Raw genomic sequence first — 25,500 nt, forward strand, 5'->3', positions numbered from 1 at the left:
ACCATGTTCGATGGGCTGCTGCTTTTCGGAAACTCGATCGCAAATTTCGCGACACCGACGACCATTCTCTATGCGCTCGGGGCCTGCCTGGTTGGACTGATCATCGGCGCCTTGCCCGGCCTGACCGCCACCATGGGCGTCGCACTGATGACGACGCTCACCATCGCACTGCCGTCGAACGTCGCACTGCTGATCCTGATCTGCACCTATGTCGGCGCGATTTATGGCGGCAGCCGCAGCGCTATCCTTCTTAACATTCCAGGCACGCCCGCCTCCGCCGCGTCCTGTCTCGACGGTTACGCATTGGCGCGGCAAGGTCTTGCCGGCCGCGCCATGGGGATCGCCACCACGGGCTCCGTGCTTGGCACCTGGATCGGGATGATCGCGCTGGCCTTGTTCACGCCAGTGCTCGGCGAAGCGGCGCTGAAGTTCGGCGCGTACGAATTTTTCTGGCTCGCGGTGTTCGGCGTGGTGATCTCAGGGAACCTCACCGGCAACGACCCGCTGAAGGGATGGATTGCAGGATTTTTTGGCCTGTTCATCGCCTCGATCGGCCAAGAAGGCATGTACGCCTATAACCGCTTCACCTTCGGCATCCACGATCTCTCCGGCGGCATCGCGCTGATCCCGGCGTTGGTCGGCGCCTTCGGTTTCGCGGAAGTTCTCACCGTCATCAAGGACCGACCGCCAAAAGTCATCATCAACGCCTTCGACAGCGTGATCCCGCGCATTCAGGACGTGACCAAATACTGGCGCACCATCATCCGCTCGGGCCTGATTGGTACCGGAATCGGCATTGTGCCGGGCGTCGGCGAAGACGTAGCGGCATGGAGTTCGTATGCCGCCGCGCGGCGCGCCAGCAAGGAGAAGGAAAAGTTCGGCAAGGGATCGGTTGAGGGCTTGATGGCGGCTGAGACAGGCGACAATGCCTGCGTGCCGGGCGCCGTCATTCCCGTGCTGACGCTCGCGGTACCTGGATCGGCGCCGGCCGCCGTGCTGCTTGCGGCGATGCTGATCCACGGGGTGCAGCCCGGCCCCCTTATCATGGTGAATAACCCGCAATTCGTCTACGACGTGGTCACGATGATGCTGTTTGCCAGCATCGGCATCCTGATCTACGGCCTCACCCTCACCAACCTGCTGGTGAGAATTCTGCAGGTGCCGCAGACGCTGGTGATGCCTGTCGTATTCGTGCTGTGCGTGGTCGGCTCGTTTGCAATCGCCTCGCGCTTCTTCGACATTTACGTGATGCTCGCCTTCGGCATCATCGGATTTTTTCTGCGGCAGCTCAACTATCCGATGGCGCCGCTGGTGCTCGGCATCGTGCTCGGCGATCTGCTCGACAAGAATCTGCGGCGCGGGCTGACGTTATCAGACGGCGACCTGTCGCCATTCTTCACCCGCCCGATCAGCTTCGTGATGTTCTGCCTCGTGGCCGGCACCATCCTGATGAACATTCCGGCCGTCACCAGATCGGTCGGCCGTTTGTGGGCAGCGCTCACCGCGCCCTTGCGCCGCAAGTCGCGTGACGCGTAAAAGCGCGTATGAAAATTTCCCTGTGCAATGAAGTGCTAGCCGACCACGACTTTGCGCGCCAATGCGAGTTGGCGAAGCAGATGGGCTATGACGGGCTGGAGGTCGCGCCGATCACCCTCTCGCCTGAGCCGCATCTACTGACAGCGCAGCGTCGCAAGGAGCTTCGCACGATTGCGGAGGACCACGGGGTGCCTGTGACCGGGCTGCATTATCTCATGCGGGCGCCAGAGGGCATGTCGATCACGGCGATCGACGCCGCCGTCCGCGCCCGCACGGTGGATGTCACGCGCCGGCTAATTGCACTCTGCCACGACCTCGGCGGCAGCATGATAGTGCACGGCTCGCCGGCACAGCGCCGCCTCGAACCGGGGCACGAGGCGGCCAGCTACCGCTACGGTGTCGAATTCTGGGCCGCGATTGCAAAGGATGCGGAAACCGCGGGGGTCACCTATTGCGTCGAGCCGCTGCATCAGCCGGACGCCAATTTCGTCAATACAGTGGAAGAGGCCGCCGGGATTGTACGGCAGATCGGTAGCCCCGCGGTCCGCACCATGATCGATTGCTCAGCCGCGTCGATCTGGGAAAAGCAATCGGTACCCGACCTGATCCGGCAATGGATGCCGTCAGGTCTGATCGCCCATATCCATTTCAACGATACGAACCGGCGCGGTCCCGGCGACGGAGCGCTCACCTTCGGACCCATCATTACGGCACTGCGTGAGACCGGCTATTCCGGGAATGCCAGCATCGAGCCGTTCATCTATATCCCCGATGGCGCTACCTGCGCCGCCCGCAATATCGGCTACATCCGCGGCGTCATGGATGGATTGAGCTAGAGGAAAGATTTTCCGCAACCTCGGCGCCGGACGACAGCCAACTTTTTCGCCACCGCACTTCGAAGAAACATTCTGCCCCGCATGAGAGCCTTGCAGGGGGCGATTGCCGCGGCGGCTTCCCTCACGACCGGTCAAGCGCCATCTCGTCTCTCCGAAAGCAGCGCGGACGCGCTCACCTGGTTCATGCTCGGAGCAGAGATTGCGATGCTGACCGCTTCCCCCGGCCTGTCTGTTACCCATCCCGCCGCTTCGGCGCGCCCGGCGCCGCAAGGCCGGTATCGCGAGACGATGGCACGGATCGAACTGTTCCGATCGCTCGACGCCGAGGCGATTGCCGATCTGGACCGGCAATCCACGTGGCGGAAATATTCCCGCAATGACTGGATCATCGAACGTCACGATACCGGCGGCGACGTCTTCTTTGTCATCAGTGGCACGGTCCGGGTCAAGATTCCGGAATCCCAGGGTCGCGAGGTGCTGTTTCAGGATCTGGATGCCGGAAGCTACTTTGGCGAAATGGACGCCATCGACGGCAAGCCCCGTGCGATCGGCGTGATGGCTGTGACCGATGCGGTGATCGCGCGGATGCCGCGAGAGGTTTTCCGACGGACGATCTGCCGTCACTCGGACGCCGCGAATCAGGTTCTGGTGCGGCTGACCGGAATTATCCGCACGCTTACCGACCGCGTCCGCGAATTCACCACACTGGACGTCAAGCACCGCATCTATGCCGAATTGCTTCGGCTGTCGCAGCAGAAGAACGGCGAGAAGGATGTCGCCGTCATCTCGCCGCCGCCGGTTCAGTCGGCCATCGCCGCACGCATCAGTACGAGGCGCGAGACGGTGGCGCGCGAAATGAAAGCGCTGGAGCGTGCGGGCCTGGTCGAACGCAAGCGCGGCGCTCTTGTCCTGACCGACACCAAGACATTGCAATGCATGCTCAAGCGCGACGCCGGCTGCGACAATGCCGATCTCAGCGGCGATCTGGTCTGAGCGACAAGGCCGGCGCCGCGGCCGGCCTTGTCATCGATTGATGTCGCACGGAATTCTGCGCCACACCTAATTGTGGACATCACGGCGCAGCATCAGCCGCACATTGGGGTCGGGATCCTGACCCTGGTACTTGCCCCATTCGTAAACCGCCGTTGATTTCGGTGCGAGTTGCGTGACCGGAGCGCGCGGTGGGACCTGCGCGCGGGCCGCAGCTGCGGACTTTTTCACCTGGTGGCGGCCGGTCTGCGCATCCGCGGATGAGGCCGCAAGCGGGCCGGCAATAAGGGCCAACGCGAGGGCCGAAGTGATCAAGCGTTTCATGTTGCTACTCCGAATTCCATTGGCATGTTGCCAAGTGAACCCGGAGATGGTGGCTGCCGTTGCACCTGCCTGTGCGAAATCGCACACCTCGTCGCGAAGCGCCGCGACCGCGAACGGCGAGCGCTATCGGTTTTCCCGCAGCGCGCTGCGCTGGATCTTGCCGGTGATGGTTTTTGGCAGCGCCGCAACAAACTCGATGGCGCGCGGGTATTTGTACGGCGCGATCTGCGCCTTCACGAGATCCTGCAATTCCCGCTTCATGAGCTCGCCGCTCACGGCACCGTCGCGCAGGACCACATAAGCGGCGACGATCTGTCCGCGCTCCTCGTTCGGCAGTCCCACCACCGCGCATTCCGCGACCGAGGCATGCTGCAACAACACGCCCTCTACCTCGGCGCCGGAAATGTTGTAGCCCGCGCTAACGATCATGTCGTCGGTGCGGGCGTGATACCAGAACACGCCGTCGTCATCGGTCTCGAAGGCATCGCCGGTCAGATTCCAGCCAGCCTGCACATATTTCTGTTGTCGCTCGGGATCGTCGAGATAGCGGCATCCGGTCGGACCGCGCACCGCCAGCCGCCCCACCTGCCGTGCCGGCAGCGGATTCATCTCCTCGTCGACCACCATCGCGCGATAGCCAGGCGCCGCTTCGCCGACTGCGCCCGGAATACGCTGCGTGTCCTGATTGATCATGAAGCCGTGCAGCATCTCGGTCGAACCGATCGAATTCATCAGCCGGACGCCGGTCGCGCGGTACCAGCCCTCGAACACCGCCAGCGGCATATGCTCGCCGGAGGAGATGCAGTTCTTCAGCGATGACACGTCGTAGCCGGCCGCGAGCGGGGTCATGGCGCGATACAAGGTAGGCACCGTAAACAGTTGCGACACGCCCTCGCGCTCGATGGCCGACAACATGGCTTCCGGCGCCGGCTGTTCGAGCATCACTGCCGAGCCGCCGAAGCGGAGCGGAAACACCAGCATCGCACCGAGCCCGAAGGTGAAGGCGAATGGCGCGGAGCCGAGAAACACATCGTCGGGCGTGGGCTTCAGGATATGACGCGGCAGGCAATCGGCGATCGCGAGCACGTCGCGGTGGAAATGCACGGTGGCCTTGGACAGCCCGGTGGTGCCGGAGGTGAAGGCAATCAGCGACACATCGTCATGGGACGGAATGACGTTGTCGAAGTCGCCGCTCTTTCGCGCCATCCGGGCTTCGAGGCCATCGGCGGCATCGGTATGAAACGCGACCGACTTCAGGCCGGGCGCAGAGGCCGCTGCCTTGTCGAGCTCATCGGTCAGCCGCGCGTCGCAAAGCGCGAACTGCACCTTTGCCTTCTCGAGCATGTAGGACAATTCGGCGGCGCGCAGCAGCGGCATGGTGGCGACCGCGATGCCGCCCGCTTTGAGCACACCCAGCCAGGCCGCGGCCTTCATCGCATTGTTGGCCGACCGCAGCAGCACGCGATTGCCGGGAACCAGGCCGAGATCGTCGCGCAGCACCGCCGCAATCCGGTTCGCCTTGTCGAGCAGTTCCGCGTAGGTCCAGGTCACGGCCGGGGTACGGATCGCCGGGCGCGGGCCGAACCCTGCCGCCACCTGCCGGTCGATCAGTTCGGCCGCCGCATTGAAGCGCTGCGGATAGCCGAGTTCATCCAGTCCCTCGAATTCGGGCCAAAGATCGAACGGGGGCAAATGGTCGCGCGCGAAGCTGTCGGGGAAGGCGCTGGGATCGAGCATGGAGGAGAATGGCGGGTGAGAGCTTTTGAAACCTATCCGCGCGGGACAGGCGGTGACAACCGTCGTCGGGGGTCCGATTGACGGCCCTGCCGCAGACGCATACATCCATCTGGATATAATTCAAAATGCGAGCGAACCGATGTGGCGTCCCCCGCAGCGCATCCAGTTCGAGCCGACATTCGGCCGGATCCCGACAAGCGCCGAAGCGCAGGCCTCCCGGCTGTTTTCGCCGGTGGCGGTCGGCCCCATTGCGCTTGAGCAGCGCACCTGGGTGCCGGCCATGGTGCCATGGCGGGCGACCGAAGACGGGTTCGTCACCGATGCCGTGGTCGAGTGGTATGCCCGCTTCGCCAAAGGGCGTCCCGGCGCGATCGTGGTTGAGGCCACCGGCATTCGGGACATCCCGAGCGGGCCCTTGATGCGGATCGGCGACGATCGGTTCATCCCCGGCCTGACACGGCTGGTCGAGGCGGTGCGCGAGGCGAGCGAGGGCCAGTCGCGGGTTTTCATCCAGCTCATCGACTTCCTGTCGATCCGTCGCAGGCCCGACGCGAAGAAATATTTCGAACGTTTTCTCGCAATTACCGATGCGCATCGGGCCGCCCTGCCCGGCCTGAGCGATGTCGAACTCCGCGCCGCGCTGGCCGGGATGAAGCGGGACGAACTGGCCAAGATCCTGACCGAGCGCGAGCTGGAATCGCTGGAGTTTGGCTATCGCGAGCGGGTCACGGACATGGATCTGCCGCATGTCCGCGAACTTCCGGACGTGCTGCCGAAACTTTTCGCCGATGCCGCCTTGCGCGCGCAGACGGCCGGCTTCGACGGCGTCGAGCTGCATTACGCCCATGCCTATACGATGGCGTCGTTCCTCTCGCGCAAGAACACCCGCGATGACGGCTATGGCGGCTCGCTGGAGAACCGCGCAAAGCTGCCGCTCGCGGTTTTCAGGGAGGTCCGCGCGCGGACCAAGCCCGACTTCGCGGTCGGCTGCCGCTATCTCGCCGACGAATGCATCGACGGCGGCAGCGGCGTCGAGGATGCGGTGTATTTCGGGCTGGAATTCGCCAAAGCCGGGATGGATTTCATCTCGACCTCGCGCGGCGGCAAGTTCGACGACGCCAAGCAGCCCGGTGTCGGCGGCGCGGCCTATCCCTATACGGGCCCGAGCGGCTATGAGTGCATGCCGCAATATATCTCCGACGAACGCGGGCCGTTCGGCCGCAATGTCGACGCCACCACGGCAATCCGCAAGGCCATCCATGGCGCGGGGCTGCAGACACCGGTGGTCTGCACCGGCGGCGTGCATAATTTCGAGTTTGCCGAGAAGATGCTCGAAGACGGCGTCTGCGACATCGTCGGCTCCGCACGCCAGTCGCTCGCCGATCCGGACTGGTTCCTGAAAACGAAACTCGGTCTCGGCGACCGCGTGCGCGTCTGCGAATTCACCAATTACTGCGAAGGCCTCGACCAGAAGCACAAGACCGTCACCTGCCAGCTCTGGGACAAGGAAGGGCTCGACGATCCGAAGGTCAGCAAGACCGCGGACAAGAAGCGCCGCCTGACCGCGCCGGACTGGTCGCCCGCGCAATGACGCAGCGCATCGAGATCAGCGAAGTCGGCATGCGCGACGGGCTGCAGATCGAGCGCAGCTTCGTCCCGACCGACACCAAGATTGCACTGATCGACGCCTTGTCGAAGACCGGATTGACGAAGATCGAGATCACCGGCTTTGTTCATCCGAAGGTGATCCCGCAACTAGCCGACGCCGAGGCTGTCGCCGCGGGCATCAGACGCGAGCCGGGCGTCCGCTACGCAGCGTTCATCCCCAATGCCCGCGGCGCCGAACGTGCCATCGCGGCCGGCATCGACGACCTGAAGGTCGGCGTCGCCGTAAGCGACAGCTTCAACCGGCTGAACGTGCGCATGACCACCGAACAAGGCATGGCGGCGATCGACGAGATCGCGGCGGCTGCAAAGGGCACGCAGAGCCGCGTGGTCGGCGCCATCGCCACTGCCTTTGGCTGCCCCTATGAGGGTCCGGTATCGCGCGAGCGCATGCACCGGATGATGGAGCAACTCCTCGGACACGGGGCGCCGATCGTCTATCTCGCCGACACCACCGGCGTCGCCAATCCCGACCGCATCCGGCGAACGGTCGAAGACCTGCAGAAGACCTTTCCGCAGGCCGTGATCGGGCTGCACCTGCACAATACCCGCGGTCTCGGCATCGCCAATGCGCTGGCCGGTCTCGATTGCGGCATCCGACATTTCGAGGGTTCGATCGGCGGGCTCGGCGGCTGTCCGTTTGCGCCGCGCGCGGTCGGCAATATCTGCACCGAGGATTTCGTGCATATGGCGCACGAAATGGGGCTCGAGACCGGGATCGACCTCGACGCGCTGGTCGAGGTTGCACGCAAGGCGCAGGAGGCGCTGGGACGCTCGCTTCCCGGCATGGTGATGAAATCGGGCAAGGCGTCCGAGCTGCACGCCATGGACGCGGCGCGGGTGAAGGTGGACTGAAAAAGCCCGCCGCCGTTATCCGGCCAGCGGCGCCTGCAATATCCGCCGCCGCTGCTTGATCAGATATTCGAGACGGCTGAGCGCGATCTGCAGACCGCCCGCATCGGTGTCGCCACCGGTCTCACGCGACAATTCGGTGCGCAGAATCTCGTCGATCTCGTCCTCGATCCGGTCGAGGTCTTCGGCCGTGGCCGCATCGCGGATGCGCCCTGTGATGTTATAGAGCCGCTCTGGCGGGCGTCCGCCTTCGGGCACCGGCATCATGAATTTCCAGAAGGCGGCGGCCAGCGAACTCAACATGCCGAGCAGCATCGACGCATAGAAGAACTGGTCGCCGTATTTGTCGAAGATCGTCTTCACGTCGCCGCTGAAATAGGCCTCGGCACCGGGATGGATCGGGATCGGCGCGTCTTTCTCGGTCGACGGCGCAGTGATCTGGGCGAGGATCGGATGTTCGCCGATCATGCTGCCGCGAGTCTCCATAATCGCCTGGGTGAGTTGCGTCGCGACATCAGTGCTCAGCTTCTCTTTCGCGATCAGATAGATCGGTACACGTAATGTGGTCAGATCATCATCCGGGATCGCCGGCGACCCGCGGATCGTTCCCTTCGGAATGTCGAAGCTCTCGTAGGCCCCGACCGCGGCCGCGATGGCGCCCGCGGAATCGATCGCGAGCAGCGTCGGACTCTTCTTGGAGTCGCGCGGGAAGAGATTGCGCAGCATGGTCAGGTAGCGGCCGGAGATCGGAGTGACAAGCAGGAGAGCCTGGATTTTCTTGTTGTGGATGGCAGCAGCAACTTCCGGAAGCGTGATGTCCTGAAACTTCACTTTCGATCGCGATAGATCGTATTCGCTGTCCAGCACGGAAGCGATCCGTTGATTGACCGGACCTCCAACGACACCGATGGTCTTGCCCTTCAGATGATCGATATCGGTGATCGATGTCCCAGGCAGACCGAGCAGCATCAGCACGCCGTGTGTGATCACCACCACGGTCCGCGCACCTTTCAGATCGGCGGCATCGCCGCGGACGATGGCGAGGTCGACGTCGCCCTTGGCAAACGCTTCGGCGGCGCCGAGCGGTGTTCCGGTATCGATGACTTTCAACCGGATGCTGGAATTGGCTGTCGAGGCAAGCCTTGAGGCCAGCGAGTTCATCAGCCGCGCACCCTCGCCGTCGAGCGAGCCGGCCGCAACAGTGAGCGTGACCGGGCGCGTCGAATAGCGATAGGCGTATAAGCCCAAGCCCGTGGTCAGAGCCACAAGACCGATAACGAGCGCAACCCTCATCCAGCGAGAAAGATGCATCGAAAGCTACCCGGCCGGGGGCCCCGGCTCCTGTCGCCCGCGCTCTTCCATCGGGTAAAGGCCGATGAGCCGCGAGATTAATACAGCGATATAAAACACACCCGTCAACTGTTCCAACTGGCTGAGCGAGCGCGCAAAAGGCGCGACCGGGGTAATGTCGCCAAACCCGGTCGAGGTCAGTGCGGCGATGCTGAGATGCATCATGTCGGCGAGCAGAGGGCCGCCCTGATCCTTGGCGCCGACACCGGCCGGGAAAGAGAAGGACCCAGGCGACAATATCTCGATCATGGCATAGCCCCCCGCCCATGCGAAGGCGAGCAGGATGTAGACGCTCAGCGCCGCATGGACCCGATCCGCATAGAGCGGACCGAATGACAGCACGTGGCTCAGAATGACCGAAGCCGTGAAGAAACAGAAGATGGCGAAGGCCGCCATCATCGCGGCCTCGACCATGCGGTCTTCCGTTACAAACCATGCCACCTGCAAACACAGGGTGGTAATCGCGAGCACCAGTCCGACTGCGCGCAGGACCCTTGAGCGGCTCGCCGCCATGGTCCCCGATACCAGGATGACGACAACGATCAGTCCACCGGCGACCCGCGCGACCGTTCCGCCGAGCGCCAACGGGTGCAATCCGACATAAAGCAGCAACGCGATCAGCAGCACGGAACCGGCCCCGCCGTAGCGGAAGACCTCGGAGCTGTCATCGCCTGTCGATTTGGTCATGGGGTGATGGCGAATCGCCGGTTTGATCGACGCATTCTGACACAGCTTGCGCCGCGTTTCTTGCCATTGTCAGCCACGATACCCGATCTTGCGGGAGATCGCGTCCGCCGTCTCATACACCATCGGGCGCAGCGCCCTCTCCCCGCCGATCGTGTCCGACAGTTTTTCCGGAACGATGACGGTGACGGCGGCGACCACCCGCGAATCGTGCCCGCGGATCGGATAGGCCAGGCTGACCAGCCCGGGATCGACCGTTGAACGGTGGAAGACGTAGCCGCGTTTCCGGTCCACCGCGATCTGGTTGTTGAAATCCTGAAGCGGCGGAACCGCCTGTGCGCCGCGCAATTCCTTGCGCAGACGGTCATGGAGATCGCGAAGACGCGCCTCGTCCTGGTGGGCCAGCATGACGCGGCCGCTGGAGGTGGTGTGCGCGGGCAACCGTGCGCCGAGTTGCAGATTGCTGACCAGTCCGACATTCGGCACCGCGCGGGCGAGATAGACCGCATGCCATCCATCGAGAATGGCGACATGGGCGGCGGAATTGGTGCGATCGCTCAAAGCGCGCAGGAAGGGCTGCGCGATTTCGGTGATCGGCTGGGCGTGCAGATATTCAAAGCCGAGGTCCAGGGTTTTCGAGGTCAGGCGGTAGCGCCGCGTCTCGGAATCCCGCGCGATGAAGCCGTCGGCCTCGAGCGTATAGACCAGCCGGTAGGTCGCCGACCGCGTCAGCCCGAGGCCGGCCGCGAGTTCGGCCAGTGTCTTGGCGGGCTTGCTGCGCGGAAACAGCTGCAACAGCGCAAGCCCGCGCGACAGCCCGGGCACGATATAGCGCGGGTCGATGGAGTCATCGTTGTCAGCTTTTGGCACGGCAAGCGGTCCGGTTCCGGGAGACATGTGTTTCCTATATCAAACCTCGCGTTGACATGACAAACCAGCTTTCCTAACCCGGCTCGTCTGTGCAGGAGAAGGAAACCGGGGCATGGGACTGACGACCGACATGGGGCGCTTCGTCGCCGGCCTGCGTTATGACGCGCTGCCTCCGCAAGCGCTGAACACGGTTCGTCTGGGCTTCACCGACTGCATCGCCTGCATGGTCACGGGCTGGAACGAACCGGTCACCCGGACCACCGCGCGCGGCCTCGGTATCGTCCATGACGGCGCCAACACGCCGATCTCGGCGCTGCAAGCGCCCGCACCGGAACGTGCCCTGATCTACGGCGTCGCCTCGCACGCCATCGATTACGACGACACCGGCCTCGCCGGACATCCGAGCGCCATCCTGGTCCCGACCATCCTGGCGGAAGCGGCCGAATCCGGCGCCGACGGCCGTGCGATGATGACGGCCTATGTCGCCGGTTACGAACTCTGGGCCGACATGGCGCGGCGCGATCCGGACCAGCATCACCGCAAGGGCTGGCACCCGACCGCGATGCTTGGGACCATTGCCGCTGCCGGCGCGGTGGCCTCGCTGCGCGGCCATGATGCCGCGATGGCCACACGGACCATCGGTATCGCGGCCTCGCTCGCGGGCGGGATCGTCGGCAATTTCGGCTCCATGACCAAGCCCTATCAGGTCGGCCGCGCCGCCCAGTCGGGTCTGCTCGCAGCACGTCTCGCAGAAGCCGGCCTGACCTCGACCGACACCGCGATCGAGGACGATCTCGGCCTGTTGCGCGCAATTTCGCCGAAGGGCCAGGTCGATACCCAGACCCCGGCCGCTTTCGGCAAGGACTGGGGCATCCTGCGCGCCGGCATCAACATCAAGCTCTATCCTGTCTGCTACGCGGTTCATCGCGCAATCGATGCGGTGATCGACATGCGCAAGGTCAATCCGGTCAAGGCCGAAGATGTCGAGGCGATCGATCTCGAAATCGGCGAGACCCAGGCCGAAATCCTGCGCGTGCATCGTCCGACCAACGGGCTCGATGCAAAAATTTCCGGTGAATTCGCCATGGCCTCCGCCATCGTCGCCGGCGCATGCGGCAATGCCGAACTCACCGATGCATTCGTGAACCGGCCCGATGTGCAGGACCTGATCCGCAAGGTGCGCGTCGTAACCACCTCCGAGCGCGATGATCACGAACCGGCGCATTCGCCGTTCGATCGGGTGACGCTGCATGTCCGCGGCGGCGGCAAGCTGACCACCGAGGCGGTGAAACGTCCGCGCGGGCATTTCCAGCGCGGGGTCGAGACCGAGGCGATGTGGACGAAGTTCGAGGATTGCGTGAAGCCTTCGCTCGGCGAGCGCGGCACCCGCACCCTGTTCGACACGATCCAGGGGCTCGATCGCATGCCCTCGATCGATGGGTTCGGTTTGTTCCCGGCCGGCAAAGCCAAAGCGAGCGCCGCATAACCATGGACGGTCTCAAGCATCTTCTGGTGGAGCGGCCCGAACCGGGTCTGATGGTGGTCCGCTTCAACCGCCCCGAGGTCCATAACGCGCTCAACACCGCGACCTCGGAAGATCTCTACAAGGTCTTCGGCAAGCTCGCCTTCTATCCCGGCGACGTACGCTGCGTGATCCTCACCGCGACCGGCGAGAAGGCCTTCAGCGCCGGCGGCGATCTGAAGGAACGCCAGGGCATGACCGATGAGCAATGGCGCGCGCAGCACGCCATCATCGAGGAAGCCGCCTATTCGGTGATCAACTGCTCGGTGCCGGTGATCGCCGCGATCAATGGCGTCGCCTTCGGCGGCGGCTGCGAACTCGCGCTGTGCTGCGACTTCATCTACGCCGCACGACATGCGCGCTTCGCCTTGCCGGAGGTGACCCGGGGCATCATGCCGGGCGCGGGCGCAACGCAGAATTTACCGCGCGCGGTCGGCGTGCGCCGCGCCAAGGAAATCATCATGAGCGGCCTGCCCTTCTCGGCCGAACAGGCGCACGAATGGGGCATGGTCAACGAGGTCTGCGACGCAGCCGACCTGATGCCGAAGGTGACGAGTCTCGCAAAGACCATTTGTGACAACGCGCCGATCTCGGTGCGGCAGATCAAGAAGGCGGTCAACGCCTCCATCAATATGGACCTGCAATCGGGACTGGCCTTCGAGATTCAATGCTACGAGCGCATGATCTCGACCGAAGACCGCCATGAGGGCGTGCGCGCCTTCAACGAGAAGCGAAAGCCGGATTTCAAGGGGCGCTGATGTTTGGCCGGTCAACACGGGTGTTGGACTGACCGCAACAGCGCATCTACACTGACCGCGACAAAGACGCCGAAGGGCGCATTCAGCGGATTCGTCCGCCGATCCAACTGGGAGGAGATCTGATGTCATTCTGCAGACGTACCGCCGTCCTGGCGCTGGCCGCGTCCGGTATCGCGATTGCGTCCGGCGCAGCGCTTGCGCAGGACAAATGGCCAAGCCGCCCGATCGCGCTGGTCGTGCCTTATCCGCCCGGCGCCTCCACCGATTTCATCGGCCGCCTGATCCGCGACCCGCTCGAGGAGCAATTGAAGGTTCCGGTGGTGGTCGAGAACAAGCCGGGCGCCGGCGGCACCATCGGCGCGGCGCAGGTCGCGAAGGCCGCACCCGATGGATACACGTTCATGGTCACGGTGAATGCGCCAGTCACCATGAACGCACACATGCAGAAGAATTTCCCGTTCGACCCGATGAAGTCGTTCACGCCGGTGATCAAGGTCGCCGACGTGGTGATGACGCTTGCGGTCAACGCCAAGCTGCCGGTCACGAACGTGCAGGAGCTGATCGATTACGCGAAGAAAAATCCGGATCAGAAAATGAGCTTCGGCAGCGCTGGCATCGGCTCCGCGCATCACATCGCCGGCGAACTGATCAAGCAGAAGACCGGCATCAACATGGTGCACGTGCCCTATCGCGGCGGCGGCCCGGCCATTGCCGACCTCGTGGCCGGCCATATCCCGATCAGCTTCGGCACCACGCCCGCGGTCCTGCCGCAGCACCAGGCCGGCACCATCCGCATCATCGGGCTGGTCGAGCAGAAGCGTTCGCCGGATTTGCCCGGTATCGCGACGGTGTCCGAGACCGTGGCCGGCGTCTATACGTTCAACTGGCTGGGCGTGTTTGCCCCGCTCGGCACGCCGAAGCCGATCGTCGACCGCGTCAACGAAATCATTTCGGAAGCGATCAAGAAGCCGGACATCATCGCCAAGATGAAGACGCAGGGCGCGACGCCGGCCGGCGGCACGCCGGAAGACCTGCAAAAGTCGATGCAGGAAGAATTCGATCACTGGACCAAGGTCATTCCGTCCATCGGCATCACGCCGCAATAACGGTGAGACCACACATCGCGGCGCCCGCTCGTAACGGGCGCCGCTTTTATTTGAGGCGACATCATGTCTGAGCAGGACTTGCAGGGCCGCGCCGCGGTCGTCACCGGATCGGGCCGCAATATCGGGCGCGCCATCGCGCATGCGCTGGCGAAGAAAGGCGCATCCGTGGTCGTCAATGGCTCCTCGAACAAGGACGCGGTCGACAATGTCGTCGCCGAGATCAAGGCGGCGGGCGGCAAGGCGATCGGGGTGATGGCCGATGTTGGCAAGGACGCCGAATGCGGCAAGCTCATTCAGTCTTGCGTCGAGGCGTTCGGCTCCGTCGACATCATGGTCAACAATGTCGGCATCAGGCGCTATCAGGCGTTTCTCGAGATCACGCCGGAAGACTGGAACAATGTGCTCGGCACCAATCTCAGTTCCGCCTTCTATCTGTCGCGTCACGCGATCCCGCATATGCGCAAGAACAAGTGGGGCCGCATCGTTCTCATTTCCGGCTTCGACGGGTTCTGGGCGCAGGTGACGCATCGCGCGCACAACATCACCTGCAAGGCGGGCATGCACGGGCTGGCGAAGGCGATGGCGCGCGAATTCGGGCCGGACGGCATCACCGCGAATTGCGTGGTGCCCGGCGCGATCGATACCGAGCGCGACTGGAGCCAGTATCCGCACCAGGCGAAAGAGAAGATCCAGTCGGAGATTCCGCTCGGGCGTTTCGGCGATGTCGCGGAGGTCGCGGCGGCGGTTGCGTTTCTGGCCTCTCCCGGCGGCGGCTTCGTCTCGGGCCAGGCGACGCACGTCAATGGCGGGCATTACATGATCTGAGGTTTGGTCGCCCCCGCGACTATTTCCTCGTCATTGCGCGCCAACGGGTCCGCGCTTCGCGCGGCCCGATGACAGGCTCCGCGAAGCAATGCACGCGCGTCCTCGATCAATGGTGCCGCCGATTTGTCGGCGGTGGATTGCGTCGTCCTGCTTCGGCAACGCCTCGCAGTCCTCGCAATGACGGACCCGCGCACAAAGCATGGCCGTCCCTGATTTTTTGCCTGTTCGCGCGGGCGACCGCTTTCGCCCTCAACTCATCCGACTGAATTCTGAATTGCACCGCGTTTGGGACACAAACACCGCATTTGACATCGCCGTCTCCCTGCATAAAATGCCCGCAACACGATACAGATGTACCGCATTGCGGTTCACGCCCAGGGAGGAGACGGTTCGCTGCGGCACGCAGCATCCGCATCGCACATGAAACGCATCGCACTCGAAGAACACTTCATGGCCCCCGGCTTCGAGCCGTACTGGCTGAAGACGGTCGAGGATGTCGAACCCGCGCGCTATGCGCAGGTGCTCGCGCGGCTTAACGATTTCGGCGAGCAGCGGCTGGCCGCGATGGACACCTCCGGCATCGGCATGGCCGTGCTCTCGCTTGCCGGCCCCGGCGTGCAGATCGAGCCCGACAAGGCCAAGGCGACCAAGCTGGCGCGCCAGGGCAACGACTTCCTCGCCACCCAGATGCAGAAGAAGCCGGATCGCTATCTCGGCTTCGCGCATCTGGCGGTCCAGGACGCGAAGGCCGCGGCCGACGAACTGGAGCGCTGCGTGCGCGACCTGAAATTCTCCGGCGCCATGATCAACGGCCATACCAACGGCCAGTATCTCGATCATCCCGATACGTTTCCGCTGTGGGAGCGCGCCGAAGCGCTCGGCATTCCAATCTACATCCATCCGGCCGATCCGATCACCCCGATGCCGGCGCTCGACGGCTATCGCGGCCTGAAGCGCGCCACCTGGGAATGGACGGTGGAGACCGGCACGCATGCACTGCGCATCGTGTTCTCCGGCCTGTTCGATCGCTTCCCGAAAGCCAAGCTCGCGCTCGGCCATCTCGGCGAGACCCTGCCCTATCAGCTCTGGCGCTTCGACAGCCGCGCCCAGCTCTATGGCGTGAAGCTGAAGAAGCGGCCGTCGGACTACATCCGCGAAAATCTCGTGGTCACCACCTCCGGCATGTTCTCGTTCGAGCCGATCGATTGCGCGCTCAAGGCGCTCGGCCGCGAGAACGTGATGTATTCGGCGGATTATCCGTTCGAGGACCCGGCCGAGGCCGGTGCCTTCATGGACGAATTGCCGCTCGATCGCGGCGTGATCGAAGACATCTCCTACAACAATGCCGCGCGACTGCTTCGCGTCGGAGCGTAACCATGACCGCCGCGATGAAGCATCCGGCCGGAGCGCCAACGGCCGACAAGATCCAGGAGAAAAGCCAGGTTCAGGTGATCGCTCGCGCCGCCGCGATCATGCGCGCGCTGGAAGACACCACCACCGGCCTCAGCCTCGGCGAGATCGCGCTGAAAGTCGGGCTCGCCCGCTCCACCGTCCAGCGGATCGTGTCGGCGCTTGAAACCGAGAAGCTGGTGGTCGCCGCCTCCCCCGCCGGCCGGGTGCGGCTTGGCCCCACCATCCTCCGTCTGGCCGGCTCCGTGCGGACCGATTTCGTCGCGCTGGCGCGGCCGTTCCTGATCGAACTGTCGAAGGAACTGCACGAGACCGTCGATCTCGCATCGATCAAGGGCGATCATCTGGTGTTCATCGATCAGGTGACCGGATCGCAGCGCCTGCGCACGGTGTCGGCGGTCGGCGACAGCTTCCCGCTGACCTGCACAGCAAACGGCAAGGCCTATCTCGCGGAACTTGACGATGCCGCGATCGAGGCGCTGGTCGGCAAGACTTACAAGGCGCGCACGCCGCATACGATCACGCGGTTGCCGCAGCTGCTCGAAGACATTCAGACGGTGCGCCGGAACGGCTACGCGCTCGATTGCGAGGAACATACCATCGGCATCTGCGCCGCCGGCGTTTCCATGCGCGACATGCTCGGTAATTTCGTCGCGATCTCGGTTCCGGTGCCGACACAACGCTTCCAGAAGGATCGCGAACTGATTTGCGAGCGCCTGCTCGCGACCAAGAGAACGCTGGCAGGTCACCTGTCCAGCTCAACCAGCTAACAGGGAGGACGGGTGCATGGCGAAAATTCGCGGCATCGATTTCGAAGAAAATCTTCACAACGCGATGGGGCTCGAATTCTATAACCTCTCGCATCGCTTCGGTTATCAATCCCCGAACTGGCCGTATTTCGAGGACGTGAAAATCGAGCGCATCCATTACATGGCGAAGTCCGGCGTGCTGTCGCAGCGCATCACCACTTCGATGCACAATACCACGCATATCGACGCACCGGCCCACGTGGTGCAAGGCACGCCCTTCATCGACGAGGTGCCGCTGCCGCACTTCTTCGGCTCCGGCATCGTGGTGTCGATCCCGAAAAAGAAGTGGGAGCCGATCACCTATGACGACATGGAAAAGGCGGCCGGCAAGATCGTGCGCCCGCGCGACGTCGTGATCGTCAATACCGGCTGGCATCATCAGTACGAGGATTCGGAAGACTATTTCTGCCGCGCGCCGGGCTTCGTCGGATCGGCCGGCGACTGGTTCGTCGAGAAGAAGGTCAAGGTGGTTGGCCACGACACCCAGGCCAACGATCACCCGCTGGCGACCGCGATCGGCCCGCAGCGCAACGGACCGCTGCATCCGCATCTCGCCGAGGAATACAAGGAATGGTCGGGCGGGCGCGACTGGAAGGACGACTTCCCGGAATGGGAGCCGGTGCATCGCAAGCTGTTCTCCAACGGCATCCTCGGCATCGAGAATGTCGGCGGCGACCTCGACAAGGTCACCGGGCGCCGCTGCACCTTTGCGTTCTTCCCGTGGAACTGGGATCGCGGCGATGGCTGCATCATCCGCCTGGTGGCGATGATCGATCCGAAGGGCAATTACCGCATCGAGAGCGGGGAGAAGTTCTGATGATCGTTCGCAGGTTCAACGAGGCGAAGCCCTACGAGGCGCCGAACCATCGAGGCTACAGCTCTCTGCGCCTGTTCGGCGCGGAGGCCGGCGGCTCCAAGGAAATGATCGTCGGGCTGTCGCATTTTCTCCCTGGCGGTGGCGCAGGTCCGGACGGTTCGCCGCCGGAGAAGGTGTATTTCGTCGTGTCCGGCGAACTCACCGTCATCGTCGACGGCAAGGAGCATGTGCTGAAGGCTAATGACTCCTGCTACATCGGGCCGAACGAACAGCGCGAGATCATCAATCGCTCGAATGAAGTCTGCACCATCGTGGTGGCGATGCTGCCGCCGCGGAAATAATCGATTCGTCATCCTGAGGTGGCGGGCGCAGCCCGCCCTCGAAGGATGAACGGCCAAAGTTCTTGACGCTTTCTCCGTCGCCCTTCGAGGCTCGCTTCGCTCGCACCTCAGGGTGACGGAGACAAGTAGGAGTATTCCCATGTCCGAAGACTTCCTAAAAAACCCGCTCTCCCTGTTCGACATCAAGGGCCGGACCGCGATCGTTACCGGCGCATCCGGGGCGTTCGGTGCGCTGGCCGCGAAAGTGCTGGCCGGCGCCGGCGCCAATATCGTGATCGCCGCCGGCAATGTCGCCGAGCTGAAAAAGACCGCGGAAGAATGCGAAGCGCTCGGCGCCAAGGTCGAAGCCGTCGCGGTGCGGCCGAACTCGGAAGCCAATTGCGACAAGATCGTCAAGGCCGCGGTCGACAAGTTCGGCCGGCTCGACATTCTGGTGGTCGGCTCCGGCAAGAACGATGTCGCCAAGATTGTCGACATGGCGCCCGAGCGCTTCCTCGACGTGATGGATGCCAATGTCACGCAGAGCTGGCTGATGGCGCGCTCCGCCGGCAAGCAGATGCTGGCGCAGGGCAAGGACGGCAAGACTTCGGGCAAGATCGTGCTCATGTCGTCGGCACGCGGCCTGCTCGGCCATCCGGCCGGCTACACCGCCTATTGCGCATCGAAATCGGCGGTCGACGGCATCACCAAGGCGCTCGGCTGCGAATGGGGCGACACCGGCATCACCGTGAATGCGATTGCGCCGACCGTATTCCGTTCGGCGCTGACCGCCTGGATGTATGAAGACACCGAGAAGGCCAAGGGCGTGCGGGGCGCATTCCTGGCGCGGGTGCCGAAGGGCCGGCTCGGCGAGCCGTCAGACCTTGCGGGGCCGCTGCTGTTCCTCGCCTCGTCGGCGTCGGACTTCTACACCGGGCATATCCTTTACGCCGACGGCGGCTATACGGCGGGCTGACACATGTCTGGCAAAGCGCGCATCGCCGTAATCGGCGCCGGTCTGATGGGCCACGGCATCGCGCAGGTGTTCGCGCTCGGTGGCCATGAGGTGACGATCACGGATTCGTTCACCGCCAATCTCGAGACGGTCAAGGCCCGCATCAGCGCCAACCTCGCCGATCTCGACGACGATCCGGATGCGGTGAATCGCGTCACGCCACACGCCGACATGGCGGCAGCCGTGCGCGATGCGGATTACGTGGTCGAGGCGGTGCTGGAGGATCTGCCGCTGAAGCAGAAGCTGTTCGCCGAGATCGAGAAGCACGTGCGTCCCGACACGATCCTCGCCAGCAACACGTCGGTGATCCCGATCACGAAGATCATGGAGGGGCTGAAGCATCGCGAGCGCGCGCTCGGCACGCATTGGTGGAACCCGCCTTATCTGGTGCCGCTGGTGGAAGTCATCGGCACGCCATGGACCGCGCCGGTGGTGATCGAGACCACGATGGCGCTGCACAAGGCGATCGGCAAGACGCCGGTGCATGTGAAGAAGGACGTGGCTGGCTTCGTCGGCAACCGGCTCCAACACGCCCTATGGCGTGAGGCGGTTGCGCTGGTCGAGCACGGCATCTGCGATGCGGAAACGGTCGACACCGTCATCAAGGCGGCGTTCGGGCGCAGGCTCGCGGTGCTGGGGCCGCTGGAGAATGCCGATCTCGTCGGCACCGACCTGACGCTCGCGATCCACAACACGGTGCTGCCGGAAATCGAGAGCCGGCCGGCCGCTTCGCCCTATCTGGAAAAGCTCGTCGCCGAGGGCAAGCTCGGCTTCAAGTCCGGCGAAGGCTTCCGGACCTGGACGCCGGAGCAGCAGAAAGAGCTGCGCGCGAAGGTCACGCAGCATCTGAAAGCGGCACGCGCCCAGGATCAGACCCGGGACCATCGCTGACGCCATGCGCGGTGCGGTCGACTTCCACGCGCATCTGGTCGATCCCGCGATCTATCGGGAGACGCAGGCCTTCAGCATCTTTGCGCAGACCACCGATCCCGCGCGCGCAGCGGCGGTGATCGCACGCATGGCGGATCTGGACGCGCGTATCGCCGCGATGGATGCGATGGGCGTCGCGGTTCAGGTGCTGTCGTCCAGCCTGGTTCATCAATGCAGCTACGATGCGGAGCCGGACACGGCGCTGCGGCTCGACGCGGCCATGAACGAGCGCATCGCACAGGCTGTCGCAAAACATCCGGCCCGCTTCCGCGGCCTCGGCAGCGTGCCGCTGCAGGCGCCGGAACGCGCCGCGGACGAACTCAGCCGCTGCATCGACAGCCTCGGGCTGAGCGGGGTCACGATCTCGACCCGCGTCCGCGACCGCGAAATCGGCGACCCGGCGTTGCGTCCGTTCTGGGAGCGTGCCGAGGCGCTCGGCGCCGTCGTCTTCATCCATCCGGCCGGCAATCCCGATCCGCGCTTTAGCAAATGGCAGCTCTGGAATTCGATCGGCCAGTCGTTCGAGGAGGCGATGGCGGTTGCCTCGCTGTTCTATGAAGGCGTGCTGGATGCCTATCCGAAGCTGAAGATTGTGGTGTCGCATGGCGGCGGCTACATGCCGTTCTATCTCGGCCGCATCGCGCGCAACTACATCGAGAAGCCGGCAACGCGCGTCAACATGACGAAGCCGCCGCTCGATTATGTCGGCATGCTCCATTACGACACCTGCGTCTACGATCCGGACACGCTGAGCCAGCTTGTCGCGGTCGTCGGACCGGAGCGCGTCGTGATGGGATCGGATTATCCGGTCGGCGAGATGAAGCCAACGGATTTCGTGCGCGATTGCGCAGCGCTCGATGCGGCAGCGCAAGAACTCGTCCTGTCGGGCAACGCAGCGCGGTTGCTCAAACTGTCGTAGCCCGCATTGAGCGGCGAAATGCTGGAGAGGTCGTCCCGGGTTTCGCTCCGCTCAACCCGGGGCTACGAACGACCTATTCCTTCTCCAGCCCGATCTCCTTCACCACCTTGCCCCACGCGTCGTACTGCTCCTTCACGTAGGTCGCGGCCTCCGCTGGTGTGCCGGCGCCGTCACTGTAGAAGCCGACCTTGCGCATCCGCTCCGCCACCTCCGGATTCTTGAGCACTTCGTCGAGCGCACGGTTCATCTTCTGCACGATGGCGTCGGGCGTGCCGGCGGGCGCGACCAGCACGAACCAGCCGATGAAATCGAAGCCCGGGAATGTCTGTGCAACCGGCGTCACCTGGTCGAAACCCGGCACCTTCGCGGCCGAACTCGTTGCCACCGCGCGCAGCTGGTCGCGCTCCATCATCGGCGCCGCCGACGGCACCGCCAGCATCACGACCTGGACGCGGCCCGCGATCGTATCCTGGATGCCCTGCGGCATCGCCGTATAGGGCACCTGCGTGAGTGTCACGCCGCCGAGCTTTGAGAGCCATGCGGTGAGCATGCCGGAGAAATTGCGGCTGCCGTCGGTCGCGACCGAGAGGCTGCCCGGCCTGGATTTTTCCAGCGCGATCAATTCCGGCAACGATTTTGCTTCCACGCTTGGATGGACCATGACGAAGAAGGGCACGCGGGCGATGTTGCCGACCGGCACGAAATCCTTCTCGGCATTGTAAGGGAGCGTTTTGAAAGTATGCGGATTGGTGACCAAAGCGGCCGCGGTCGCGAACAGGAACGTGTATCCGTCCGGCGCGGCGCGGGCGACGGCCTGCGCGCCGATGACATTGCCGGCGCCGGGGCGGTTCTCGATCACCACCTGCTGCCCCAGCACCTTGCCGACGCGTTCGCCGATCAGCCGGGCGATGATATCGGGTGTCCCGCCGGCGGCCTGCGTGACGACAAAGCGGATCGGGCGGTCGGGCCAGTCCTGTGCGTTTGCGGCCAACGGAGCCACCGCCAGCAACGCGGCAGCCGCGAGAATGCGGATGATCATGCATATCCTCCCGAATGGACAGCCTCTCCGAGGGGCGGCCTTTTTTGTGTACCGGCTCTCAATACGAGTGTATCGGTGGCCGGACAAGGCGGCGTCGGGCCGCGTCCCGCCAGGCGGTACGATTTTCGCCTGACGTCGGCATGCGTTATAGCGGGGCCCGCGCGCCGCTCCCCGTTCCTCTCACCCCCAGCGCAGCATTCGGCCCTCGCATGATCGGATTTCAATCTCGCGCCATGTTCTGCGGATCCCGCAAACTGACCGCAAACGGATCGCCCCGATGAGCGAGACCGCAAGCGATATCGTCGCCGCACATCGCTCCGGCGCCACCACGCCTGAAGACACCGTCCGGCGCGCCTATGAGCGCATTCGCGCGCATGGCGACCCGGCGATATTCATCACCTTGCGCGACGAACAAGAGGCGCTCGCTGAAGCCCGCGACCTGATGGCGGCGGGGCCCGAAGGCAAACTGCTCTATGGCGTGCCGGTCGCGGTGAAGGACAATATCGACGTGGCCGGCCTGCCGACCACAGCCGCCTGCCCGGCCTATGCCTACAAGGCCGGCACCGACGCCACGGCGGTGACGCGGCTGCGGCTCGCGGGCGCCATCGTCATCGGCAAGACCAATCTCGATCAGTTCGCGACCGGCCTTGTCGGCGTGCGCTCGCCCTACGGCGTGCCGCGCAATCCGCACCGCGCCGAGCTGGTCCCGGGCGGATCGAGTTCGGGCTCCGCGGTTGCGGTCGCAGCGGGACTGGTCCCGCTCGCACTCGGCACCGACACCGCGGGCTCCGGCCGGGTGCCGGCCGGGCTCAACAATATCGTCGGACTGAAGCCGAGCCTCGGGCTCGTCTCGACCTCAGGCGTGGTTCCCGCCTGCCGGTCGCTCGACTGCGTGTCGGTATTCGCGCTGACGGTCGACGATGCGTTCGTCGCCTTGCAGGCGATGGCGATCCCCGACGCGAACGATCCCTATTCGCGGGTGATGCCCGCGGGCGCGCTCGGCGCCGCGCCGTCATCGCTGGTCATCGCCGTCCCGGATGCCAATGGCCGGCTGTTCTTCGGAGACAAACAGAGCGAGCAATCCTTCGACACGGCGATCTCACTATTGAAAAACATGGGCATGACGATCCGCGAGATCGACATCGCGCCGCTGCTCGAAACCGCGCGGCTGCTGTACGAAGGCCCGTGGGTGGCGGAACGCTACGCCGCCGTCGGCGCCTTCATCGAGGCGAATGCGGACAAGGTGCATCCGGTCACGCGCGAGATCATTCTCGGCGGTGCAAAGATTTCCTCGGCCGACACCTTCCGTTCGTTCTACCGGCTGGCCGCGCTGAAGCGCACAGCGCTCGAGATGTTTTCGGGCTTCGACATGCTGATGGTCCCGACCGTTCCGGCGGCCTACACCACAGCGCAACTCGCGGCCGATCCGATCGCGCTCAACAGCAATCTCGGCACCTACACCAATTTCGTGAACCTGCTCGATCTGTGCGGACTGGCGGTGCCGGTGTCGTTTGCCGCGGACGGCACGCCTTATGGCGTGACCTTCCTGGCGCGCAGCGGGCGCGATGCGGCGCTGGCAAGTCTTGGCCGCGTGATGCATGCGCAGACCGAAATGCCGCTCGGCGCGCTGGGCGTGAAGCAGCCGGCGCTGACAACGCTGGCGCCATCGGCAAAGCCCGGGGAAATCCTGATCGCGGTGGTCGGCGCGCATCTGTCCGGCATGCCGCTGAACGGAGAATTGCGCGCGCTCAATGCGCGCTTCGTCGAGGAGACGCAGACCGCGCCGGACTACAAGCTCTATGCGCTTGCCGGGACCACACCGCCAAAGCCCGGCATGCTGCGGGTTGCCGACGGCAAGGGCTCCTCGATCACGCTTGAACTCTGGGCGCTGACTGCGGACGGCTTCGGCCGCTTCGTCGCCGGCGTGCCGGCACCGCTCTCGATCGGCACGCTTCGCCTGAGCGACGGACGGCAGGTGCATGGTTTTCTGGTCGAGCCGCTGGCGACCGAAGGCGCGCGGGATATTTCGGAATTCGGCGGCTGGCGGGCGTTCGTTGAAAGCCGGAAGAGCTGACACTATAACGACTGCACATAGGCCTCGTATTCCTCACGCACCGTGAGGATATGCGCGCGCATCGCGTCGGTTGCCGCCGCGCGCTGGCCGCGCAGGATCGCCACCACCACCCTGTCATGCTCGGCATAGGATTTCGGCAGGCGGCCGAGATTGCGGAACTGCGCACGCCGGAACGGCTGCACGCGTGCCCGTGTCGCAATCGCGACTTCGGCCAGATAGGCATTGTGCGCGCCGGAATAGATCGCGCCGTGAAACGCTTCGTTGATCTCGTGATGGCGCTGCGGATCGCCGACCTGGATCAGCAGCCGCAATTGCTCGTGCACGGTCTCGAGATGACGCCGCTCGGCCGCGGTCATGCGTTCGGCGGCAAGTCCCGCGCAAAGCCCTTCGATCTCGCCCATCGCCTCGAACATGCCGACCAGGCGATCCTCGCTCGGCCTCGCCACCACCGCGGCCCGGTGGGCGCGCGCATCGACAAGTCCGCTCGCGGCAAGCTGGCGGATCGCCTCGCGCACCGGCGTGCGCGACACGCCAAAGCGCGACGCGAGATCGGTCTCGTCCAATGCGGTGCCGGGCGCGAGCACGCCGCGCACAATCTCGTCCGCGATCTGCAGCCGCAATTCTTCCGCCAGCGTGCGGCGGCCGGTATCGGAGACACGGATTTCGCGGGCGTAGATAGTCATCGCGTCAAGCCTGTTTCGGCTGCTCCATCAGGCTGACATGCGCGGCGACAACGCGCCAGCCCTCCGGAAACCGCACCCAGGTCTGCATCTGCCGGCCGATGCGCCCGGGCGCCGAAGGGCGCTGGTACAGCGTCGAGGCCACCGCAAAGTCACGGCCATAGGTGGTGATCACGGTTCGCGACAGCGTCCGGCCAAGCGCGACCGGCGAGCGCCCGGCACGGAACGCCTGGATCTCTTCGGAGCCGTAAAGATTTTCCGTGGCCCCATAGCGGATGGTTTGCGGCGCATCGCGGAACAGCGCGTCGAGGACCTCTACCTTGTTGTTGACGAGCGCATCCTCGTATTTCTCGAATGCCGCCGTCACCTCGGCGACCACATCCGGCAGGTCCACTTCAAGCGTCATTCCAGGTTCCTCCCGACGCCTTCTCA

At 64.3% G+C, this 25,500-nt stretch carries 25 protein-coding genes; 17 read left to right on the forward strand and 8 right to left on the reverse strand.

The genetic code is table 11. The features are described from left to right. Positions 1–3 precede the first annotated feature (3 nt). From AC5I5I_RS07270 to AC5I5I_RS07280, 3 genes are all read left to right on the forward strand, one after another. The gene (locus tag AC5I5I_RS07270; protein ID WP_495971416.1) at positions 4–1,536 is read left to right on the forward strand and encodes a tripartite tricarboxylate transporter permease; all 1,533 of its coding nucleotides are present in this window, start codon (positions 4–6) and stop codon (positions 1,534–1,536) included. Between the two features lie 8 nt (positions 1,537–1,544). After that, on the forward strand, positions 1,545–2,372 hold the full coding sequence (locus AC5I5I_RS07275; RefSeq protein WP_495971418.1) for a sugar phosphate isomerase/epimerase family protein: 828 nt from the start codon (positions 1,545–1,547) through the stop codon (positions 2,370–2,372). Positions 2,373–2,576: 204 nt separating this feature from the next. After that, positions 2,577–3,365 carry a Crp/Fnr family transcriptional regulator gene (locus tag AC5I5I_RS07280; protein WP_495971420.1) on the forward strand — a complete coding sequence of 263 codons (789 nt, stop codon included), beginning with the start codon at positions 2,577–2,579 and terminating at the stop codon, positions 3,363–3,365. Positions 3,366–3,431: 66 nt separating this feature from the next. On the opposite strand, the gene AC5I5I_RS07285 is transcribed toward AC5I5I_RS07280, so the two are convergent. Both AC5I5I_RS07285 and AC5I5I_RS07290 read right to left on the reverse strand, forming a co-directional pair. Beyond that, positions 3,432–3,686, reverse strand: a complete 255-nt coding sequence (locus AC5I5I_RS07285) for a hypothetical protein (RefSeq protein WP_495971422.1) — start codon at positions 3,684–3,686, stop codon at positions 3,432–3,434. A gap of 123 nt (positions 3,687–3,809) precedes the next feature. Further along, on the reverse strand, positions 3,810–5,423 hold the full coding sequence (locus AC5I5I_RS07290; RefSeq protein ID WP_495971424.1) for an AMP-binding protein: 1,614 nt from the start codon (positions 5,421–5,423) through the stop codon (positions 3,810–3,812). A gap of 139 nt (positions 5,424–5,562) precedes the next feature. Between AC5I5I_RS07290 and AC5I5I_RS07295 the strand changes: the two genes are divergently transcribed. Continuing rightward, positions 5,563–7,014 (forward strand): NADH:flavin oxidoreductase, encoded by a 1,452-nt coding sequence (locus tag AC5I5I_RS07295; RefSeq protein WP_495971426.1) that lies wholly within the window; start codon positions 5,563–5,565, stop codon positions 7,012–7,014. Continuing rightward, a complete protein-coding gene (locus tag AC5I5I_RS07300) occupies positions 7,011–7,943 on the forward strand; it encodes a hydroxymethylglutaryl-CoA lyase (protein ID WP_495971428.1) in 933 nt (310 codons plus the stop codon). Before AC5I5I_RS07295 ends, AC5I5I_RS07300 begins: the two co-directional genes overlap by 4 nt. A gap of 15 nt (positions 7,944–7,958) precedes the next feature. Here the strand turns inward: AC5I5I_RS07300 and AC5I5I_RS07305 are convergent, their stop codons facing one another. From AC5I5I_RS07305 to AC5I5I_RS07315, 3 genes are all read right to left on the reverse strand, one after another. Continuing rightward, positions 7,959–9,206 carry a TAXI family TRAP transporter solute-binding subunit gene (locus AC5I5I_RS07305; RefSeq protein ID WP_495971430.1) on the reverse strand — a complete coding sequence of 416 codons (1,248 nt, stop codon included), beginning with the start codon at positions 9,204–9,206 and terminating at the stop codon, positions 7,959–7,961. A gap of 51 nt (positions 9,207–9,257) precedes the next feature. Next, positions 9,258–9,977, reverse strand: a complete 720-nt coding sequence (locus AC5I5I_RS07310; protein WP_495971432.1) for an ion channel — start codon at positions 9,975–9,977, stop codon at positions 9,258–9,260. A gap of 69 nt (positions 9,978–10,046) precedes the next feature. Further along, a complete protein-coding gene (locus tag AC5I5I_RS07315; RefSeq protein ID WP_495971434.1) occupies positions 10,047–10,844 on the reverse strand; it encodes an IclR family transcriptional regulator in 798 nt (265 codons plus the stop codon). Between the two features lie 112 nt (positions 10,845–10,956). On the opposite strand from AC5I5I_RS07315, the gene AC5I5I_RS07320 reads away from it, so the two are divergent. The 11 genes from AC5I5I_RS07320 (at position 10,957) to AC5I5I_RS07370 (ending at position 21,275) form a co-directional block, all read left to right on the forward strand. Then, positions 10,957–12,330: an MmgE/PrpD family protein gene (locus AC5I5I_RS07320; RefSeq protein ID WP_495971436.1), complete on the forward strand. Its 1,374-nt coding sequence runs from the start codon at positions 10,957–10,959 to the stop codon at positions 12,328–12,330. A gap of 2 nt (positions 12,331–12,332) precedes the next feature. Next, positions 12,333–13,124 (forward strand): enoyl-CoA hydratase-related protein, encoded by a 792-nt coding sequence (locus AC5I5I_RS07325; RefSeq protein ID WP_495971438.1) that lies wholly within the window; start codon positions 12,333–12,335, stop codon positions 13,122–13,124. Positions 13,125–13,246: 122 nt separating this feature from the next. Continuing rightward, on the forward strand, positions 13,247–14,230 hold the full coding sequence (locus tag AC5I5I_RS07330) for a Bug family tripartite tricarboxylate transporter substrate binding protein (RefSeq protein WP_495971440.1): 984 nt from the start codon (positions 13,247–13,249) through the stop codon (positions 14,228–14,230). A gap of 63 nt (positions 14,231–14,293) precedes the next feature. Further along, positions 14,294–15,055: an SDR family NAD(P)-dependent oxidoreductase gene (locus AC5I5I_RS07335; RefSeq protein WP_495971442.1), complete on the forward strand. Its 762-nt coding sequence runs from the start codon at positions 14,294–14,296 to the stop codon at positions 15,053–15,055. Between the two features lie 420 nt (positions 15,056–15,475). Then, a complete protein-coding gene (locus tag AC5I5I_RS07340; RefSeq protein WP_495971444.1) occupies positions 15,476–16,429 on the forward strand; it encodes an amidohydrolase family protein in 954 nt (317 codons plus the stop codon). A gap of 2 nt (positions 16,430–16,431) precedes the next feature. Beyond that, complete coding sequence (locus tag AC5I5I_RS07345; protein ID WP_495971446.1) at positions 16,432–17,235, forward strand: IclR family transcriptional regulator; 804 nt, start codon at positions 16,432–16,434, stop codon at positions 17,233–17,235. Positions 17,236–17,251: 16 nt separating this feature from the next. Next, positions 17,252–18,091: a cyclase family protein gene (locus AC5I5I_RS07350; protein WP_495971448.1), complete on the forward strand. Its 840-nt coding sequence runs from the start codon at positions 17,252–17,254 to the stop codon at positions 18,089–18,091. Continuing rightward, complete coding sequence (locus AC5I5I_RS07355) at positions 18,091–18,432, forward strand: cupin domain-containing protein (RefSeq protein WP_495971450.1); 342 nt, start codon at positions 18,091–18,093, stop codon at positions 18,430–18,432. Before AC5I5I_RS07350 ends, AC5I5I_RS07355 begins: the two co-directional genes overlap by 1 nt. A 139-nt stretch (positions 18,433–18,571) precedes the next feature. Next, the gene (locus AC5I5I_RS07360; RefSeq protein ID WP_495971452.1) at positions 18,572–19,387 is read left to right on the forward strand and encodes an SDR family NAD(P)-dependent oxidoreductase; all 816 of its coding nucleotides are present in this window, start codon (positions 18,572–18,574) and stop codon (positions 19,385–19,387) included. 3 nt (positions 19,388–19,390) lie between these two features. After that, a complete protein-coding gene (locus tag AC5I5I_RS07365; RefSeq protein WP_495971454.1) occupies positions 19,391–20,317 on the forward strand; it encodes a 3-hydroxyacyl-CoA dehydrogenase family protein in 927 nt (308 codons plus the stop codon). 4 nt (positions 20,318–20,321) lie between these two features. After that, positions 20,322–21,275, forward strand: coding sequence for an amidohydrolase family protein (locus tag AC5I5I_RS07370; protein ID WP_495971456.1), 954 nt, complete (start codon positions 20,322–20,324; stop codon positions 21,273–21,275). Positions 21,276–21,348: 73 nt separating this feature from the next. Here AC5I5I_RS07370 and AC5I5I_RS07375 read toward each other — a convergent pair whose 3' ends face one another. After that, on the reverse strand, positions 21,349–22,314 hold the full coding sequence (locus AC5I5I_RS07375; protein WP_495971458.1) for a Bug family tripartite tricarboxylate transporter substrate binding protein: 966 nt from the start codon (positions 22,312–22,314) through the stop codon (positions 21,349–21,351). Positions 22,315–22,591: 277 nt separating this feature from the next. Between AC5I5I_RS07375 and atzF the strand changes: the two genes are divergently transcribed. After that, positions 22,592–24,388, forward strand: coding sequence for an allophanate hydrolase (gene atzF, locus AC5I5I_RS07380; protein WP_495971460.1), 1,797 nt, complete (start codon positions 22,592–22,594; stop codon positions 24,386–24,388). A gap of 2 nt (positions 24,389–24,390) precedes the next feature. Here the strand turns inward: atzF and AC5I5I_RS07385 are convergent, their stop codons facing one another. Together AC5I5I_RS07385 and hpxZ are read right to left on the reverse strand one after the other, a co-directional pair. Then, positions 24,391–25,071, reverse strand: a complete 681-nt coding sequence (locus AC5I5I_RS07385) for a GntR family transcriptional regulator (protein WP_495971462.1) — start codon at positions 25,069–25,071, stop codon at positions 24,391–24,393. Positions 25,072–25,075: 4 nt separating this feature from the next. Beyond that, a complete protein-coding gene (gene hpxZ / locus AC5I5I_RS07390; RefSeq protein ID WP_495971464.1) occupies positions 25,076–25,474 on the reverse strand; it encodes an oxalurate catabolism protein HpxZ in 399 nt (132 codons plus the stop codon). Between the last annotated feature and the right edge of the window lie 26 nt (positions 25,475–25,500).

Source organism: Pseudorhodoplanes sp. (genome assembly GCF_059499825.1).